Origin of the sequence: Sporomusa acidovorans (assembly GCF_900101845.1) — a bacterium.
In the GTDB taxonomy this organism is placed as follows: domain Bacteria; phylum Bacillota; class Negativicutes; order Sporomusales; family Sporomusaceae; genus Sporomusa; species Sporomusa acidovorans.
The window spans coordinates 1-18,248 of sequence record NZ_FNAM01000072.1 but is presented as its reverse complement, the minus strand read 5'-3'; the positions used below and the strand labels follow the sequence as shown (position 1 = coordinate 18,248).

Below are 18,248 nucleotides of genomic sequence, written 5' to 3'. Positions count from 1 at the left end.
GACGACCATGGTTGGTTTGTTGCTTATGGGCCCTATGAGAATCCCACGCTGGCAGTTGCCGTTGTGGTTGAGCAAGGGGGGTACGGCTCCGATTCGGCAGCTCCCATTGCCCGTAAAATTTTTGAAGCGGCCTTTAACTTGCCACCGCAGAAAGATGCGGCAGATGACTATGCCGAAGAATTAGCCGCAAAAGCAGCCACAGCGGCACCAACCGTAAAATAATAACCATAGTTCAGATAGGAAACGTCATTTAGCAGAAGCCTCTAATTATAGAATTAAAACTATAAATAGAGGCTCTTTCTATTGGTATGCTATTCCAACAGTTAAAGAAGAATTATGGTTTGGTACATAATAAGTTTCATAGAAGAGAATTTATGCAGCGTATTTCAACAAAATGCAACAAAGCGCACAAATATTTGCATCGTTTATAAAAATATCGATTAGGTGATGTACATTCTACATTATTTTTACTAATGCGAACACAAAAAAAGCAGTAAAATCAACGTTTGCAGAAAAGTTGATACATTGCCAATACTTTTATTTAATTTGGCATGAAATATGCAATACAATTGTATATAGCAAGAAAATTTGCAATTAAGCTTGGTTGGATAGTCAATTGATTGCAATACAACATAAAGATGATTGCCTTATATACTTGGTTTTGACAAAAACTTACATGTAAGTATACCTAAAAATACAGTAGATAATTGAGGAGGAAAAATGGGAAAAAACCTATTTGAAAAGATTATCAATTCACACCTTGTCAGTGGCAGTATAAAACCAGGTTCAGAGGTAGGAATCCGCATTGATCACACCCTTACGCAGGACTCGCTGGGGGCAATGGCCTATTTGCAATTTGAGTCATTGGGTATTGCGAAAGTTAAAACAGAATTATCGGTTTCCTATGTGGATCACTTGCTGTTTCAGCCAGGATCGGAAAATGCAGACGTTCATCGCTATTTGGAAAGTGTTGCCGATAAATATGGAATTGTATTTTCTAAGCCCGGCAACGGTATTTGCCATCAAGTTCATTTGGAAAGGTTTAGTCAACCTGGCAAAACATTAATCGGTGGTGACAGCCACACCGTGACATGTGGGGCCGCCGGCATGTTGGCGATCGGTGTTGGGGGGCTCGATGTCGCTTTGGCCATGGGGGGATCTCCCCTATATATTCTCGCGCCGAAAGTGACAAAAGTTAATTTAATAGGATCGCTTACAGCATGGTCGTCCGCTAAGGATATAATTTTAGAAATCTTAAAATTGCTTACTTCCAAGGGGAATGTCGGTACGGCGCTCGAATACGGCGGACCAGGCATTCAAAACTTAACGGTTCCGGAAAGGGCGACCATTTGTAACATGGGGGCCGAACTCGGGGTGACGACGTCAATTTTCCCCAGCGATGCCATGACAAAACGTTTTTTCATTGCTCAGGATAGAGAAAAAGATTGGCAGGAGTTATTACCTGATCCGGATGCAAGTTACGCTAAAGAAATCACGATTGATCTTTCACAAATAGAACCTAATATTGCGTTGCCGCATTCGCCGGATCATGTGTGTGCCGTCAAAGAAGTGGCAGGCAAGCCGGTAAACCAGGTCTTGATTGGCAGTTGTACCAATTCTTCTTATCAAGATTTGATGACCGTAGCTGCTATGCTTACAGGCAAAAAAATTCACCCCAGCGTGAGTTTGGGTATCGTGCCGGGTTCGCGTCAGGTTTTGTCAATGATTACCCAAAACGGGGCTTTGTATGACATGATCGCCTCAGGCGCCAGGATATTAGAGGCTGGTTGCGGGTTTTGTGTCGGGCAGGGGCAGGCTCCCCAAACAGGCGGGGTTTCTGTTCGTACGAATAATCGTAATTTCGCGGGTAGGAGCGGTACGAAGGATGCCCAGGTCTTTTTGGTCAGTCCCGCGACCGCAGCTGCAACTGCCTTAGCCGGAAAAATTACGGATCCGCGTGAGTTGTCTGTAAGCTACCCTCAAATCAGCCTGCCGGAAAAATATGATAGTGACGATAGTATGATACGCTATCCTTCTCATACGGCGACGATATTTCGCAGTGCCGCTATCGGCACGCCGCCGTTTAACACCCCCATGCCGGCTAAGTTAAAGTCACGGGTTGCTATTAAGGTTGCGGATATGATTAATACCGATGATATTATTCCGGGTGGGACCGCTATGAATTATCGATCCAACATACCTAAGTCCTGCGAATTTATTTTCAAATTTATTGATCCTCTGTTTCCGCAATATTGTAAAGAAAATAAGGCAGCCGGCATAGCCTCGGTTATTGTTGCGGGAATTAGTTATGGACAGGGATCGTCCCGGGAACATGCGGCTCTCTGTCCAATGTACATGGGTGTTCGGGCAGTTATTGCGAAAAGTATTGAGCGGATTCACCGGGACAACCTTATTAACTTTGGCATATTACCACTGATTTTTGCCGACGCCGCAGAATATGACCGGATTAAGAAGGATGATGAGCTGCTGATTGACGACATATATAAATTTATTCATGAGCCCAAGATTCAAGTTTTTAACCTAACGCAGAACTATTCTTTTAGCACAGTGAATGATCTTACCATGCGTCAGCGCGAGGTAATTTTAGCGGGTGGCAAACTGAACTATGCTACACAAAAATAGGGAAATACCATTTATTCCTCAAATAACAAGGCCATCGAATTGGCCCGGGATTGGAGTGCTGAATATTGGAGATCGTCAAATCTGATGTGTTGATTATTGGCGGCGGCCTAGCCGGTATGATGGCGGCTCTTGCCGCTCGCAGCTGCGGTAAAGCAGTTACCATTGTAAGTAAGCGTCCCATAGGTAAAGCGGGAAACACACTAGTATCCGGTGGGGGCATATCATCAGCCACAGGCGAAGAGCAAAACAATGCAGAGAATTTTTTGCAGGATATCATGCGGTCAGGCAAAGGGTTAAACAACGGAACCCTTGCCCACAAGCTGGCCGCAGAATCACCCTCCATCCTGCGGCAGCTTGAAGAGTACGGAGTTAAACTGGTGCGAAAAGATGGCTCTTATAAAAAACGCAGACCTCCCGGACATAGCGTTCCGCGAAATATTCCAACTGATTGGACAGGGTTAGCGTATCAAAACAGGGGCTTATCCTTTATGCTGCCGCTGTTAGACAGGATACGGGAACAGAATATTGCAACCATATCGGGTGTGAGAATTTTTCAATTAATAAAAAGCGATTCCCGGGTCGTGGGGGCAATCGGTGTTGACAAGGAAAACAATGCTTATCAGTTTTTGGCAGACGGCGTTGTTTTAGCAACCGGCGGTGAAGGTTATCTCTTTGCGAAAACCAACAATACCAGTGATATTACCGGTGATGGATTGGCGTTAGCGCTGGCAGCAGGTTGCCGGCTGCAGGACATGGAACAGGTCCAGTTTTATCCCACGATGATGTTTGATCCGGTTAAGGTGCCGATATCCAACCCGCTTTTTGGTGCCGGGGCTGTGCTGCGCAATGCAGCCGGGGAAAGATTTATGAAACGTTATGATTCTGCCGGTGATATGGCAACAAGAGATAACATGGCGCGGGCCATTTTTATGGAAATTCAAGCAGGCAGAGGAATCGATAACTGTATATATGTAGATTGTACAGGCATACCTTCGGCTCAATTGAAAGAACAGTATAAAGATTTTTATCAATTTCTGCTTGCAGCTAAAATCGATCCGACTAAAGATTTCATCAAAGTATCTCCCTGTGTGCATTATTCTTTGGGGGGAGTTGTGATTGATGAGTTTGCCGCCACCGGCGTACCCGGGTTATATGCCGCCGGTGAAATATGCGGCGGTATCCACGGGGCAAACAGGTTGTCCGGAGCCGCTCTGATGGAGGCTTGCGTATTTGGGCGGCAAGCCGGAATTAGTGCCGCATCTCAGCCTGCGCAACAGAAGTCTGAGCGAACATTTGAAAGTAAATATTCCCCAAATTTTACTATTGGCGATTGTTCCGCTACATTTAATACGGTAAGAAGGAAAATGTGGGAAGATGTTTCTCTTATACGTTCAGAACAGAGTCTGCAACGGATGAACGATTATATTGACAGAATGGCGCAAGAAACGGCCAGTGGTAGTTTGCAGAGTGTTTACCTGCGGGATCTGCTGCGTGTTGCTAAAACTATCGTTCAGTCGGCGCTTGTGCGTAAAGAAAGTAGAGGCGCTCACTTCCGCCGTGATTACCCGCAAATAAATCCTGCGTTTGCAGGCAATGTTCAATGCTGGTTGGAAGAAGATGAACTTTTGTTCAAATTTATGCCAATAAATACAATGAGTAGCTAAAGAAATAAAACTTATAAACATGTGGGGGATGACAATGAGTGAGTCTAAAGCTGGTCAGATAAAAAGCAACAAAAGAAAAATAATGTTTTTAGGATTAGCCGTTCTACTGGGGATCATTACATTATTCATTGCGCCTGTAACAGGATTGTCGGTTGCAGGGCAGCGCGCTTTGGCTATTTTAGTTTTTATTGTGGTGACATGGGCTACTGAGGCTGTTCCTTATCCTGTTTCCGCACTCATGTTGATCGTTTTAATTACTTGGGCGGGTGCCGCCGATCCTAAAATGAGTTTGAAAGCCTCGTTTGCGAAATCACTTACAGGTTTTGCGGGAACCGTACCGGCAGGAGTACTGGCAGCTACAGCCTTTGCGGCAGTTGTTAAGTCCTCCGGTTTAAGCGAACGTATCATTTATAAAATTATGGCTGTTTTTGCAGGTAAAGAAGGTAAAACCAAGGTAGATCGTATCCTTAGCGCTATGTTTTTTGCGGAAGTTCCCTTATCGTTCCTGGCGCCGACTGCCACAGGCAGAACGGCGTTGTATGTCTCATTTGCCGAAGGGTTGGTCAAACCGTTCAATTTTACCAAAGAGCTTATCGGCTCTAAGGTGAATCCCTTTCAGAAGGCGGTGTATATGGCAGCGGGGATGATGCCTTCTACTATGGGGGCCGCTTTTCTTACCGGCGCGGAGGCAACGCTGCTGGCAGGCAGACTGATTGAAGAAGGAACGCATTCTCCTCAATATTGGGTAAACACGGCTGAATATTTGCTGCTGCCGGCACTCTTCATGTTAGCTTTTCAATGGTTTACTTTGCGAAAGATGTTTCCCTCCAGCCAGGAAACTGTGTCTGTGGACTTCGTGCATGAACAGCTTGAAAAGCTTGGGGCTATGCGGTATGAAGAAAAATATGTATTAGTAACCCTGGTTGCGGCAGTTGCGCTGTGGGTAACCGATAAGATTCATCATATACCGGCGGAAGTTGTCTTAATTATGGTTGCAATTGCATTATTTTTGCCGGGTGTCGGTCCTGGTAACTGGAAACGGGACAGTAAATCCATTGCCTGGGGTTCCATTATGGTTATTGCCGCAGCCACAAGTTTTGCCTCGTTGCTGACAAGCACCGGCGTAATTAAGATGATTGCCAACTGGGTAGGCGGCTTAGGTGTCACGTCGTTTGTAGGAGTAATGCTGCTTGTCGGTATAATTACACTTGTTTTACGGTTAGGCGTTGCTTCGGTAACGGCTGCGGCCGCCTTGTTTATTCCGTTAGCGATTATGATTGGCAGCAATGCCGGTTTTTCGCAAGGACAATTGGTTGCCCTTGGCTGGATTACTTACGTTTTTTGCCGGGCGGGCTACTTCCTGCCATCGCAGACCGCTTCACTGATGATGACTTTCGATTATGGTTATTTTGGTCAAAACGATCTATTTAAAGCCGGCATTAGGCTTACCCTGGCAACAGCGGTGATATATGGACTGTGGGCTTCCTTTGCCATTCCCGCTTTAGTTAAATAACTGTTTTTCGGGTCCTTGCGGCCCCAAAATATTTGGTGTGGCTGGATGTAAGTGTTCGCGGATATAAATTTCGTAAATGAAATTTATATCCGCTGTTTGACTATAAGCATGCTTTATTGACAGAGGGAAAAAACGTAATCAGGAGATGGTATTTTTGAGTTTAAAAAAAAAGCTGGTATTCATTATGTTGGCAATAAGCCTTATGCCGCTTGTAGTAATGTCGGTGATAGCAACACGCTATCTGAGTCAGTCACTGGAACAAGAAACCATTACCCAATGCGGGGAATTGACCGGTAAAGTGCAACTCAAAATCAATGAATATTTGGATAACCCTTTTACCATTCTTGCGGTTGTCGCCAGCAATCCGGCCGTAAGAGCTTATGATCTGCCGCAGGTAAAAACTTTTCTCGTACAGATACAAAAGAACCATCCGGAAATGTCTTTTACGCTTGACGATGCTAAAGGCAATCAAGTGGTACGGGGAGATGATACTCCCTTGATTAAAGTTGGAACGCGTTCTTATTATCAGTCTGCTTTAAAAGGGAATGCGGAAACGATATCAGAAGTCATTTTTTCTAAAAACACCAATAAGTCGGTCATAACGTTAACAACTCCTGTGCGCGACATAGCTACTGACGCGGTAACCGGGGTCATGCAAGGATCGATTGCCCTGACAAAAATAAGTGAATTTGTAGCAGAACTGTCCACCAACGGGGCAAGCGCCTACGTAATTGACAGCGAAGGCAAGCTGTTAGCCCATCCGGATGAAACTCTCGTCAAAGACCGCACCAATATGAATGATCGGGGGTTTGTCAAAGAGGGTTTGGCAGAAAAGAAAAATGGTTCAGCCGTTATATACGATGAATCGGCAGGGAAGAAGCTGGTAACCTACAACTATGATGCGAGAACCGGGTGGCTGATTTGTTTGGAAACGCCGTATACGGTCATTACCGATAAAACCCATTCCTTAATGCTGATGCTGGGAATTGTAACGCTGGCAGTACTTGGCATTGTTAGCTGCATAGTTCCTTTAATAGCCAAGCGCCTTTCCGGACCAATTTTAAAAATGCAAAAAATGGCTGGTGAAGTTGCTCAGGGGGATTTAACGCAGAAAGTTGACATGACTTCCCGCGATGAAATTGGTCTTTTAGCTAACTCGTTGGATACGATGGTCGATAATCTAAGAGGTTTAGTCGGCCAAGTACATAACAATGCCGAACAGGTTGCAGCCTCATCGGAAGAACTTACTGCCAACGCCGAGCAGTCCGCGGCGGCGGCCAGTCAAATCGCAGCGTCTATAACGGAAGTGGTGCGGGCAGGCGATCAGGAGAGCCGTCTGGTGGTTAAAACGGTCGCCATCGTAGAACAAATGCTAAGCAGTATTCAACAAGTAGCAGGACATGCTAACGCGGTTTCGGAGCAATCTTCTAAAACCGCCGAAACCGCGAACAGCGGCTGCAAAACGGTAGAAAGTGCTGTTTTACAGATGGAGAAAATGGAACAGATTGTTGGCGCATCGGCTCAGGTCGTTGGTCAGTTGGGCGAACGGTCCAAAGAAATAGGGCAGATTGTTGATGTTATTTCTGGTATAGCCGGCCAAACAAACCTTTTGGCGCTTAATGCGGCCATTGAGGCGGCACGAGCGGGTGAACAAGGCCGCGGCTTTGCCGTTGTTGCCGAAGAGGTTCGTAAGCTGGCGGAACAGTCGCAGCAGGCAGCTAAACAAATTGCTTATCTTATTGGTGAAATTCAGGCCGAAACGGGCAAAGCCGTGTCGGCAATGAATGAAGGTACCTTGGGGGTGAAGACTAGCGCCGGGGTTGTAAATGAGTCTGGCAATGCCTTTCGGGAGATTGCTCTGCAAGTTACACTGCTTGCCAAGCAGGTTCTGGAAATTTCCGAAGCGATTAAAGAATTATCTAACGGCAGTCAGGAAATTGTATCGTCTGTTCAGGAAATTGAGCAGTTGGCAAAAACCACGGCAGGTGAGGCTCATACAGTATCGGCAACGACACAACAGCAATCGGCTGCTATGGAAGAAATTGCCTCCTCAAGCAATAACCTTGCCACTATGGCGCAGGAATTGCAAGCGGCTATCAGTAAATTTCGTCTCTAAGGAAAGCGGAAACTAGTAATCTATTCTGAGCCTTTGCATTCGCCGGTATAAAGTCGTGCGGTTGATTCCTAATATGTCAGCAGCAACCGTATAGTTTCCGTGGGCTTCGTGCAAAGCTTTGGTAATTTCATCGATAAGGCGTTTTTCTTTGGGGGTACGTGAAGGCAGGGTAGTTTGTTTTGGGGTTAGCATTGGCGCTAATAGAGAACGATTGAGGGTGTCGGTTTTGGCCGTTGCGGCTATTCTTTCCATAAGATTGCGGCATTCGCGAATGTTGCCGGGCCAAGAGTAAGCTTCAAGTAGTTTTAGCGCATCATTTGTCAGGCTAAAACGTTTGCCTGTATTTGTTGCGAATTCATCCACAAAAACTTTGGCGAATAAAGGAATATCCTGCTGCCTCATCCTCAGAGGAGGAAGTTCCAATCGTAAAACGTTAAGGCGGTAATATAAATCATCGCGGAACTTACGCTCAGAAATTAGAACTTCTAAATCTTTGTTGGTGGCAGCAATGATGCGTACATCAACAGGGGTAACTTTATAGCTGCCCAGCCGGGTGACGCTTTTTTCCTGGAGAACACGCAACAGCCGGCCCTGATTGACATAGTCCATTTCGGCTAGTTCGTCCAGAAAAATGGTTCCGCCGTGGGCAACCTCGAATAATCCGGGCTTGCCTTCTTTATTCGCGCCGGTGAAGGCGCCGCCTACATAACCAAATAATTCACTTTCCAAGAGCTGGGCAGGCAGTGAGGCGCAGTTTATCGCCACAAACGGTCCCTGGGCGCGGCTGCTTTCATTATGGATGCTTTGGGCAAATACTTCTTTGCCTGTCCCGGTTTCACCTAAAATTAATATGCTGGAATTAGTAGCGGCGAAGTCTTTGGCCATTTCAATTGTATTCAAGATGGCCGGACTTTGGCCGATGATATTTTCAAAGTGAAATTTGGCTACATGGCCGCGGGCGTAGATCTCTTTACGGATCATAGCCTCCATTTGTTGAATTTTATCTATTTCCTGCAGGGATATGACAGCTCCGAATGATTTTTTGTTAATTATGATGGGAACGCTGTTATACATGACCTTATTGCCACTCACATTAATAATGCTGTGAGTGGCAATTTCTTTTTGGGAAGAGGTTTGCAGCAAAGTAAACTGCGGCAGGATTTTTTCTAGCGGTTGACCCAAGGCATTTGTTTTATTGGTCTTCGTCAGTTTTTGGGCAATGGGATTGAATGCGGTAATGTGATGATCGACATCAATGGTGATGATCCCCTGGTTGGTATGATCTAAGACGGTATTGAAGAAACCGCGTTTCGCCGATTCATTTTCCAGGGCTGTTTGAATTTGCATAGCTTCTTGCGCTGCCTGAAAAATACTTTCGTCGCCAATTTTTATGAGTGACGAAGGGATATTGTGACGTTTGGCGGCGGTAACAGCTAATACGCCGCCGAGAATTACCTCAGCCCCGTTTGCTACTGCTTCTAAGATCGGGGCTTCATAGTCCTGCCCGCATTCGGTGCAATAATGCTGTATTTCAACACCTAACTCTTTTGCCAGGAAATCAATTCCTAATACCATCGCCGAATGGGCGACAACGGCAATTTTTTTCCCTTGCAGTTTAGCCGTGTTTATGGCACGAATAATATCAAAACTTGTGATGGGAATTGTTACAACATTTATGCCTAAATTAGCTTGCCGAATGGCCGTTGCGGTGACCGGCCTGGCTGCTACGATTTCAACTCCCTGCGCAATGTATTGTTGTACAAGGGGCACCGCGGTACGGGGGTTGACCAGAACGACTTCAATATCGGGATATTTGGGGGCTAATATCTCTGTGGTGTAAGCCACTAAACCTTTATAAGGAATTAAAAACACTATTTTGGACATAAAGCATCACTCCGCAACAAATTGCAACGATTTGCAGTTTTTTCTTGCACAAGTATACCAAAAGCTACGCGATTATTCAATGTTTTTTCCATTTTGAATTTGAAATGTCACGAAATATCCTGCAAAATCAGCCTATTTGCATGTTTAAAAATAATTATCTACTTAAAACCGTATTTTGGCACAGCTAATGCATTAGTAACAAAATTGGTTGCCGTAATCGTTCATTATGTGCTGCTGCTTGTTGGTGTCGGTTAGGCATTTAATAATCTTAGATAAAGCAGGGAGTGATAGTTAATGTCAGGTGCATTAGAAGGTATTCGCGTGCTTGATGCTTCGACTGTAATAGCAGGACCTTTCGGAGCGGCCTTACTTGGTGATTTTGGTGCAGATGTTATTAAGGTGGAAATGCCGGGAAAAGGGGATTCCGGCCGCAATATGGGACCGCTCTATGAAGGAAAATCATTGCGGTGGGCGACATTTTCCAGAAACAAGAAAAGTATTACGCTTGATCTTAGAAAAGAGGAAGGAAAGAAGCTTTTCCTCAAACTGGTTGAAAAGAGCGATATTATTATTGAAAATTTTCGGACCGGCACGTTTGATAAATGGGGGCTAGACAGTGAAACCCTGAAAAAAGCCAATCCTCGAATTATCGTTATTCGTATTACCGGATATGGTCAAACAGGCCCCTATGCTCATTTAGCCGGCTTCGGCACGCCTGCCACCGCTTTTTCCGGTTTAACCTATATGACCGGCTATCCTGACCGGCCTCCGGTAAATCCGCCGATCTCACTGTGTGATTATCTTGCCGGACTCTATGGTGCTTTTGCTGCAATGGTTTGCATATACTACCGGGAAGTTAAACATGGAACCGGACAGGAAGTGGACTTAAGTCTTTACGAAAGTATTTTCCGCATGCTGGAAGGCGCCGTTGCCAATTATGACATAGCAGGCAAAATTACGGAAAGACGGCCCAGTATCAGCGGTTCGGCCAGCCCGTCCGGTACATTTAAAACCAAAGACGGCAAATGGGTGGTTTTGGTATGCAGTACGGACCGCACTTTTGAATATTTTGCTCATGGCATTGGCAGAAGCGATTTGCTGGAAGACAGCCGCTTTAATACCAATGGTGCCCGCGTTAAAAATAATGCGCTTGTAGAAGAGATTGTTATTGATTGGATGAGCAAGCACGATTATCAGGAAATCAAGGCTATCTTAGATGAGGCTGGTGCGCCGGTAAGTTTGGTTTATAGTATGGCCGATATTTTTGCCGATCCGCACTATGCCGCCCGTGAGAATATCATTGAAGTGGATCATCCTGATTTTGGCACCATAAAAATGCCTGGTATTGTGCCAAAACTCAGCGCCACACCGGGTGAAGTAAAATGGGGTGGACCTAAAATCGGCGCGCATAACGAAGATATATACGGCAGTCTTTTGGGATTGAGCCCGGAAGAAGTAAGCGATTTGAAAGAAAAAGGGATTATATAAGCGTTTGCCTATAGGTAAACAAGAGCAGCGTTGGTGTGCGGAAAGGAAGATTACCCATGGAAAAAGCAAATAACCTATGGCCGGATAAAGTAACGATCTGTGAAGTCGGTTTGCGCGACGGACTGCAAAATGAGAAAAAAATAGTTAGCCTGGAGGAAAAACTGCAATTGCTGCATGCAGTAGTTGCAGCCGGTATCAAGGTCATAGAAGTTGGCTCATTTGTGCATCCCAAAGCGGTGCCGGCAATGGCCGACACTGATAAATTGGTACAGGCTATGGAAAAGGTGGACGGCGTTGAATATCGCGTTTTAGTGCCAAACCTCAAAGGTGTTGAACGGGCCTTTGCAGCTGGCCTTAGCAAGGTTAAACTCACCGTGTCTGCCAGTGAGGCCCATTGCATTAATAACTTTAATAAAAAGCCCCTGGAAATGATGGAAGCATTTACTAGCTGCGTGGATTTTGTCGCCCAGCACAATATGGAAGTATCGGGGGCGATTTCCACCAGCTTCGGTTGTCCTTTCCAGGGAAAAGTGCCGGTGGAACAGGTGGAAAACGTTGTCCGCGGCTTCTTGAAACTGGGGATTACGGAATTGTCTTTGTCGGATACCACCGGTATGGCTAATCCTCGCCAGGTGTTTGAATTGGGCAGCCATATGAAAAAAACATTTCCGCAGGTGAAGTGGGTCATGCATTTCCATAATACACGGGATATGGCGTTAGCCAATATTGTCGCCGGTATGCAGGCGGGGATCACCGTATTTGACGGTGCTTTTGCCGGACTTGGCGGCTGTCCGTTTGCTCCCGGTGCGTCAGGCAATGTGGCTACCGAAGATGTGATTCATATGCTTCACGAAATGGGCATTGATACTGGTATTGATTTGGAAAAGGCGATAGTGACGGCTCGTCTGGCAGAGCAAATGGTCGGTCATCAGACTGGCGGTGCTGTTTTGAAAGCCGGACGCTGTGAAGATTTGACGAAACAACAGGCGCAACGGCAAAACAATAAATAGCTCACGTTGCATTTTAGGCGTTCTTAGATATATAAATGCATAGTTCTGCCAACTGGTGTGGACATACTCTGCTCTGATAGTCAGTCCAGAGTCTCTTGCGGGACCTGTATTAGGCAGATAGGAGAAAAAGCAATGACAGACATACAAGGCAGAGTGCGCAATAAAGCCCTGCGCAGCAAAATAGCGACGGCGGCGGAAGCAGTATCAATCATAAAACCGGGAATGAATATTGGTGCCAGCGGGTTTACCTTCGCCGGCTATCCCAAAGCGGTGCCGCTTGCCCTGGCGGAGAGAATCCGCCAGGAAAAATTTCAGATTAATCTGTGGACCGGTGCCTCTGTAGGACCGGAGCTGGATGGTATATTGGCTGAGGTTAATGGGATTGCCAGGCGCATGCCGTATCAGACGGATGATCGTTTGCGCAAGAGCATCAACAGCGGCAAAGTAGCCTACTCAGATGTCCATCTTAGCCACATGGCGCAGATGGCCGGTTACGGTTTCTTGGGCGGAAAAGTGGATGTGGCCATTATCGAGGCTTGTGCGATTACTGAAGAGGGACACATCATACCGACTACCTCAGTCGGCAATTCGGCCTCCTATGTGCAGAACGCCGATACTGTGATTGTGGAAATCAATACTACCCAGCCGGCTGAACTCGAGGGAATGCACGATGTCTTTCTGCATCAGCTGCTGCCGAAACGTCAGCCCATTCCTATTGTCAAAGCCAATGACCGCATTGGGACAACCTATATTCCCTGTGGTCTTGATAAGATTGTATATATTGTTCCCTGTGATATTCCCGATGCCGTACGGGAATTGGCGGCTGTTAATGAGAACTGCCGGGCCATGACCGCCCATCTGATCGAATTTCTGAAATTTGAAATACGTGCCGGCCGGCTGCCCCCAAACCTGCTGCCCTTGCAATCCGGCGTTGGCTCGGTGGCCAATGCCGTCATCGCCGGGTTGGCAGACTCTGATTTTGAAGACTTAACGGTATATACGGAAGTGATTCAAGACGGCATGTTTGACTTAATTGATGCCGGTAAACTTACCTTCGCGTCCGGAACCTCACTTACGCCGTCGCCGGCAGGGATTAAACACTTTTATGCCAATTTGCCTAACTATCGGCAGAAGATTATATTCAGGCCGCAGGAAATTTCCAACAGCCCGGAGGTAATCCGCCGGCTGGGAGTCATTGCGATGAACACCGCCATCGAGTTTGACATTTATGGACATGTTAATTCGACGCATATTGCCGGCAGCAAAATCATGAACGGTATTGGCGGTTCGGGAGACTTTGCCAGGAATGCCTATTTGACGTTCTTCTTTACCAATTCTGTTGCCAAAGACGGTAAAATTTCCTCGGTTGTCCCCATGTGCTCCCATATTGATCATACAGAGCACGATGTCGATGTGTTTATTACCGAACGGGGAGTCGCCGATGTCCGGGGGTTAAGTCCAAGAGAGCGGGCCCGGGTGATTATTGATCGATGTGCTCATCCGGATTACCAGCCGTTATTGCTCGATTATTTGGTACGGGCTGAAAAAATCACCAATCAGGCTCACACTCCCGTGCTTTTGGACGAAGCTTTATCGTGGCATTCGCGCTACGTGTCATCAGGGAGCATGAAAGTCTGACAGATATTTTAACTAAAAAGAAAGGGGAATTGTAAATGAGCTTAAAATTACACATTAATCGTTGCAAGGGTTGTGGTATTTGTGTGGAGTTTTGCCCCAAGAAGGTATTGGGTATTAACCAGCTTGAAAAGGTAGAAGTTGTTAATGAACAAGACTGCATTCTGTGCCGCCAGTGCGAGATGCGCTGCCCGGATTATGCAATTTTCGTAAAGAAATACAAGGGAGATGAATATAGTGTCCAAAGTTAGTCTTATGCAAGGCAATCAGGCAGTGGCGGAAGGCGCTATCGCCGCTGGGGTAACGTTTTTTGGCGGTTACCCGATTACGCCTTCTACAGAAGTGGCTGAATCTCTGGCAAAAATGCTGCCGGCTGTTGGCGGCAAATTTATTCAAATGGAAGATGAAATCGCCGGGATCGGCGTTATTATAGGGGCAGCTCTTACAGGGAAGAAAGTTATGACAGCTACTAGCGGCCCAGGCTTTTCGTTAAAACAGGAATTGATTGGTTATACTTGTATCGCTGAAATTCCTATGGTCATTGTCAACGTCCAGCGCGTGGGTCCTTCGACAGGACAACCCACTTCACCGGCCCAGGGCGATGTGATGCAGGCACGCTGGGGAACGCATGGCGATCATCCGATGATTGCGCTTACGCCTGGCAGTGTACCGGAGTGTTTTGATCTGACCATTAAGGCTTATGAATTATCGGAAAAATACCGTACACCGGTGATTTTGCTCCTCGACGAAGTCATTGGCCATATGCGCGAAAAAATAGAGCTTCCTGATTCTTATGACGAAATCGTCAAACCACAGCGGAAACTGCCTAAAGTAAGCCCGGAGGAGTACAAAGCTTATAAGGCCGATGACGATTTGGTACCGGCAATGGCTCCCTTCGGTACCGGCTATCGCTGGCATGTGACCGGGCTTGTGCATGATGAATACGGTTTCCCTGACGGTTCGCCGGCGGCGACAAAACAATGCCTTGACCGTCTGCATGCCAAAATAAATGATAACCTGGAGGATATCATTCTGTATGAAACCTATCGTATGGACGATGCCGAGATTGCCGTTGTCGCCTACGGCGGTACGGCCCGGACAGCCTATGACGCCGTCGATGCCGCTCGTGTCAGAGGCATCAAGGCAGGCATGTTCCGGCCGATCACCCTGTGGCCTTTCCCGGAAAAACAAATAAAAGAAATGGCAGGCAAAGTTAAGCATATCCTTGTTGCCGAGATGAACTGCGGGCAATATGTCAGGGAAGTGGAACGGGTAGTTGCCGGAAAGGTTCCAGTAACTTTGCATGCAAAATACAATAACGAAGCCATTACCCCCAATGAGCTGCTGGCGGCAATCGAAAACTTAAAATAAGGGACAGTAAGGAGGATGCAAAATGGAAATGGAACAACTAATTGACAAATATTTTCGTGCCGGCCGCCTGCCCCATATCTGGTGCCCCGGCTGCGGCAACGGCATTGTGACTGGTGCTTTGGTAAAAGCCATTGATAAACTGTCCTTGGCCAAAGACGATGTGGCAGTCGTATCCGGTATTGGCTGTTCAAGCAGAGCGTCAGGCTATCTCGATTTTAATACGGTTCATTCGGCCCATGGACGGGGTCTGCCGGTAGCGACAGGTGTTAAGCTTGCCGAGCCGCGTCTTAAAGTAATCGTAGTAAGCGGTGACGGCGATGCCACCGCCATCGGCGGCAATCACTTCATCCATGCCGCCAGACGTAATATCGATCTTACTGTGATTCTGTATAACAACAATATTTATGGCATGACAGGCGGTCAATATTCGCCGCTAACGCCAACCAACTCCAAAGCCACAACCGCACCATATGGAACAGTAGACCGCCCGTTTGACGTCTATGATCTGGCTAGAGGAACAGGGGCAACCTTTATTGCCCGGGCGACAACATACCATACGCAACTGTTGACCGATGTCATCGCCCAGGGGATTGAACATGTAGGCTTTAGCGTGATCGAAGCGATAACGGCCTGTCCGATTTCTTTTGGCCGTCAGAACAAGAAAGGTTCTGCGCCGAATATGATGAAATGGCAAAAAGACCATGGCGTTATGCTGGCGGCTTATGAGAAATTAACCGCAGAAGAACAGACCGATAAATTCCCCATTGGTGTTTTGTATAAAGCCCAAGCGCCGGAATATACGGCAGAATATGATAAGGTTATCGCTAAAGCCCAGAAAGGAGCGAAATAACATGCAGCAATTGCGTTTATCCGGAACCGGCGGACAAGGACTCATACTAGCAGGCATTATTCTGGCTGAAGCCGCATTATTGGACGGAAAAAATGCCATACAGTCTCAATCGTATGGACCGGAAGCCCGTGGCGGTTCCAGCAAGTCGGAAGTGCTGATTTCCGGTTCAGTGATCCATTATCCGAAAATAACCGTACCGGATGTGGTATTGGCTATGAGTCAGGAAGCATGTAAGAAATATACCTCCGATCTTCAGGAAGACGGCATATTAATTACCGACAGTCAATTTGTAGAAAAGCTGCTTGAAAAGAAGTATAAAAAAATCTATGAACTGCCGATTACCCATACTGCGCAGGCGGGATTGGGTAAAGCGTTATTTGCCAATATTATAGCTTTGGGCGCAATCGCTAAAATTACTGGTGTGGTATCTATAGAATCGCTCACTAGGGCCGTACTGAACCGGGTTCCCAAAGGAACTGAAGAACTTAATGAAAAAGCCATTAAATTGGGTATGAAATTAGTTAAGTAACTTTTACCCCGATACCACGCGTACTCTTTAAATACTCAAACCGAGCTAGCCCTTCCGTAAAGGTTTTTGCTTCGGAATAGGACACAAACGTCAAAAGCGGCTGCCTGTCTATTTTAAGATAAACAGTCGCTTCCCTATTATTATAGGTTGTACATCTACAACGCTTTACTTTTTTGTGTGAATAGATCCCGTTTGTTCAGCACACTGTGAGAATATCCGATAGGCCCAGTAAACGACAAGGCCGATCACCGTCCAGACAATAAACCGTACCCAAGTTGCATAAGCCCGGTTACACATGATATAAATACAGGAAAGTATGGCAAGGGCAGCAACTATTTTAATTGCCGGACATCGAAACGGAGGCTCGGCGTCAGGTCTGGTTCTGCGCAAAACAATAACGCCAACCGTCGCGACAAGGAAAGCAAGCAGCGTACCGACACTGCACATTTCGGCCACAACCGTGCAAATTATGGTTGCAGAAATTGGGGAGGTATATTACTATAATGCATAGATTTACTATACATCGAAGCACGATGCTTAATAAAGGAAGAATTCAAGAAATACAAAAGGGGGACAGGTTCCTTGTTTCATAGTAGATTTAATACTTTTGAAACAATGTGCCTGTCCCCAAGTTTTTGTCCCCAAGTTTTTGATAAACCGCAGGATCTATCATGTATTTTGGTCTATACCCTTCTAAAATAAAGATATCATTTATGGAAAACGGAGGGTAAAAGTCTGAAATCCTTGGTTAACATGCTTAATAAGGGAAAAGAGCATGCCAAACAGGCCGTCCGTAGGACGACATAATGGTAAATAATGTATTTTAATTAAGAATTAGGGTGTAGGTGCCAGAATTTGATAACCCTGTGCTTGTATCAGCAGAATGGCTTCTTTTATCGTAAATTCATGATGAACGACAGGACGAACATCAGATTGTTTATATAAACTAGGGTTATAGGGTTCTTTGGTTTTTAAAATGTGATAGATGGCTGTTAACAGCATACGAGCAATGGCAATGATGGCTCGTTTATGGCCTCTGCGCCGCTTCAGTTGCAGATAGCGGTTTCGGATTTCGGGATGCTTTTCGCTTTTGATTACGGCGGTAGCACACTGTACCAAGAGAGGCTTGATGTAGCAGCCGGCTCTCGAAATCCCGTTGAGACCTTTAGTAAAGGTAGAAAAGCGATGGCGTTTGTAAGCAGTGATGCCTTTGCTGTTGGAAGAAGCGATACAGGCTACGACGAAGGTTTTGTGAACGTCAATGCCACAACAGATGGGATAGACGATTTTTAAAGCCACAGGAAAAACTCCTTTCCCAAATATACAGGGATTAGCAGCAGGGACTGATTGCCTAGCAATAAACGAGTTGTTTATACAAAGATAAGTCTGCGTGCTCGAAGCAACACTTATTTGTGGTACGCCAAGCCAAGCTTGGTAGTTTCTGGCGCGGTGAGAGTCCGCGCAGGATAAGGCCTAACCAGCCATCCGTATCGAGTGTTGCGCCTATATTGGTAACAACATAGGTGAAGTGTACACAGAGCAAGA

Annotated in this window: 15 protein-coding genes; 12 read left to right on the top strand and 3 right to left on the bottom strand. The window is 46.2% G+C overall.

What is annotated here, in order from left to right:
* The 5 genes from BLR65_RS26890 to BLR65_RS26870 form a co-directional block, all read left to right on the top strand.
* On the top strand, positions 1-222 hold a 222-nt coding region (locus BLR65_RS26890; protein ID WP_281241607.1), incomplete at its 5' end, for a penicillin-binding transpeptidase domain-containing protein.
* Between the two features lie 498 nt (positions 223-720).
* On the top strand, positions 721-2,643 hold the full coding sequence (locus tag BLR65_RS26885) for an aconitate hydratase (RefSeq protein ID WP_093797622.1): 1,923 nt from the start codon (positions 721-723) through the stop codon (positions 2,641-2,643).
* A gap of 65 nt (positions 2,644-2,708) precedes the next feature.
* Positions 2,709-4,307 (top strand): L-aspartate oxidase, encoded by a 1,599-nt coding sequence (locus BLR65_RS26880; RefSeq protein WP_093797620.1) that lies wholly within the window; start codon positions 2,709-2,711, stop codon positions 4,305-4,307.
* Between the two features lie 34 nt (positions 4,308-4,341).
* Complete coding sequence (locus BLR65_RS26875) at positions 4,342-5,820, top strand: SLC13 family permease (RefSeq protein ID WP_169716870.1); 1,479 nt, start codon at positions 4,342-4,344, stop codon at positions 5,818-5,820.
* Between the two features lie 154 nt (positions 5,821-5,974).
* Positions 5,975-7,936, top strand: coding sequence for a methyl-accepting chemotaxis protein (locus tag BLR65_RS26870; RefSeq protein WP_093797616.1), 1,962 nt, complete (start codon positions 5,975-5,977; stop codon positions 7,934-7,936).
* 12 nt (positions 7,937-7,948) lie between these two features.
* Here BLR65_RS26870 and BLR65_RS26865 read toward each other — a convergent pair whose 3' ends face one another.
* Positions 7,949-9,820 carry a sigma 54-interacting transcriptional regulator gene (locus BLR65_RS26865; protein WP_093797614.1) on the bottom strand — a complete coding sequence of 624 codons (1,872 nt, stop codon included), beginning with the start codon at positions 9,818-9,820 and terminating at the stop codon, positions 7,949-7,951.
* A gap of 294 nt (positions 9,821-10,114) precedes the next feature.
* On the opposite strand from BLR65_RS26865, the gene BLR65_RS26860 reads away from it, so the two are divergent.
* The 7 genes from BLR65_RS26860 (at position 10,115) to BLR65_RS26830 (ending at position 16,703) form a co-directional block, all read left to right on the top strand.
* A complete protein-coding gene (locus tag BLR65_RS26860; protein ID WP_093797612.1) occupies positions 10,115-11,308 on the top strand; it encodes a CaiB/BaiF CoA transferase family protein in 1,194 nt (397 codons plus the stop codon).
* 56 nt (positions 11,309-11,364) lie between these two features.
* Positions 11,365-12,318, top strand: coding sequence for a hydroxymethylglutaryl-CoA lyase (locus BLR65_RS26855; protein ID WP_093797610.1), 954 nt, complete (start codon positions 11,365-11,367; stop codon positions 12,316-12,318).
* Positions 12,319-12,450: 132 nt separating this feature from the next.
* A complete protein-coding gene (scpC, locus tag BLR65_RS26850; protein WP_093797608.1) occupies positions 12,451-13,956 on the top strand; it encodes a succinyl-CoA:acetate CoA-transferase ScpC in 1,506 nt (501 codons plus the stop codon).
* A gap of 35 nt (positions 13,957-13,991) precedes the next feature.
* On the top strand, positions 13,992-14,204 hold the full coding sequence (locus BLR65_RS26845; protein ID WP_093797606.1) for a 4Fe-4S binding protein: 213 nt from the start codon (positions 13,992-13,994) through the stop codon (positions 14,202-14,204).
* Complete coding sequence (locus tag BLR65_RS26840) at positions 14,191-15,324, top strand: 2-oxoacid:acceptor oxidoreductase subunit alpha (RefSeq protein ID WP_093797604.1); 1,134 nt, start codon at positions 14,191-14,193, stop codon at positions 15,322-15,324. Before BLR65_RS26845 ends, BLR65_RS26840 begins: the two co-directional genes overlap by 14 nt.
* Before the next feature lie 28 nt (positions 15,325-15,352).
* Complete coding sequence (locus BLR65_RS26835) at positions 15,353-16,174, top strand: 2-oxoacid:ferredoxin oxidoreductase subunit beta (protein WP_093797624.1); 822 nt, start codon at positions 15,353-15,355, stop codon at positions 16,172-16,174.
* Position 16,175: 1 nt separating this feature from the next.
* Positions 16,176-16,703, top strand: coding sequence for a 2-oxoacid:acceptor oxidoreductase family protein (locus BLR65_RS26830; RefSeq protein WP_093797602.1), 528 nt, complete (start codon positions 16,176-16,178; stop codon positions 16,701-16,703).
* 165 nt (positions 16,704-16,868) lie between these two features.
* Here the strand turns inward: BLR65_RS26830 and BLR65_RS26825 are convergent, their stop codons facing one another.
* Together BLR65_RS26825 and BLR65_RS26820 are read right to left on the bottom strand one after the other, a co-directional pair.
* Entirely contained in the window at positions 16,869-17,150 is a 282-nt protein-coding gene (locus BLR65_RS26825; protein WP_245693081.1) for an amino acid permease C-terminal domain-containing protein, read from the bottom strand.
* A 387-nt stretch (positions 17,151-17,537) separates the two neighbouring features.
* Positions 17,538-18,002, bottom strand: a complete 465-nt coding sequence (locus BLR65_RS26820; protein ID WP_211285284.1) for a hypothetical protein — start codon at positions 18,000-18,002, stop codon at positions 17,538-17,540.
* Between the last annotated feature and the right edge of the window lie 246 nt (positions 18,003-18,248).

Bases quoted from the DNA above. Each gene is read 5' to 3' on its own strand.
- BLR65_RS26885 (WP_093797622.1), top strand. From the start codon at position 721: ATGGGAAAAAACCTATTTGAAAAGATTATCAATTCACACCTTGTCAGT.
- BLR65_RS26875 (WP_169716870.1), top strand. From the start codon at position 4,342: ATGAGTGAGTCTAAAGCTGGTCAGATAAAAAGCAACAAAAGAAAAATA.
- BLR65_RS26865 (WP_093797614.1), bottom strand. From the start codon at position 9,820: ATGTCCAAAATAGTGTTTTTAATTCCTTATAAAGGTTTAGTGGCTTAC.
- BLR65_RS26860 (WP_093797612.1), top strand. From the start codon at position 10,115: ATGTCAGGTGCATTAGAAGGTATTCGCGTGCTTGATGCTTCGACTGTA.
- BLR65_RS26855 (WP_093797610.1), top strand. From the start codon at position 11,365: ATGGAAAAAGCAAATAACCTATGGCCGGATAAAGTAACGATCTGTGAA.
- scpC (WP_093797608.1), top strand. From the start codon at position 12,451: ATGACAGACATACAAGGCAGAGTGCGCAATAAAGCCCTGCGCAGCAAA.
- BLR65_RS26845 (WP_093797606.1), top strand. From the start codon at position 13,992: ATGAGCTTAAAATTACACATTAATCGTTGCAAGGGTTGTGGTATTTGT.
- BLR65_RS26835 (WP_093797624.1), top strand. From the start codon at position 15,353: ATGGAACAACTAATTGACAAATATTTTCGTGCCGGCCGCCTGCCCCAT.
- BLR65_RS26830 (WP_093797602.1), top strand. From the start codon at position 16,176: ATGCAGCAATTGCGTTTATCCGGAACCGGCGGACAAGGACTCATACTA.
- BLR65_RS26825 (WP_245693081.1), bottom strand. From the start codon at position 17,150: ATGTGCAGTGTCGGTACGCTGCTTGCTTTCCTTGTCGCGACGGTTGGC.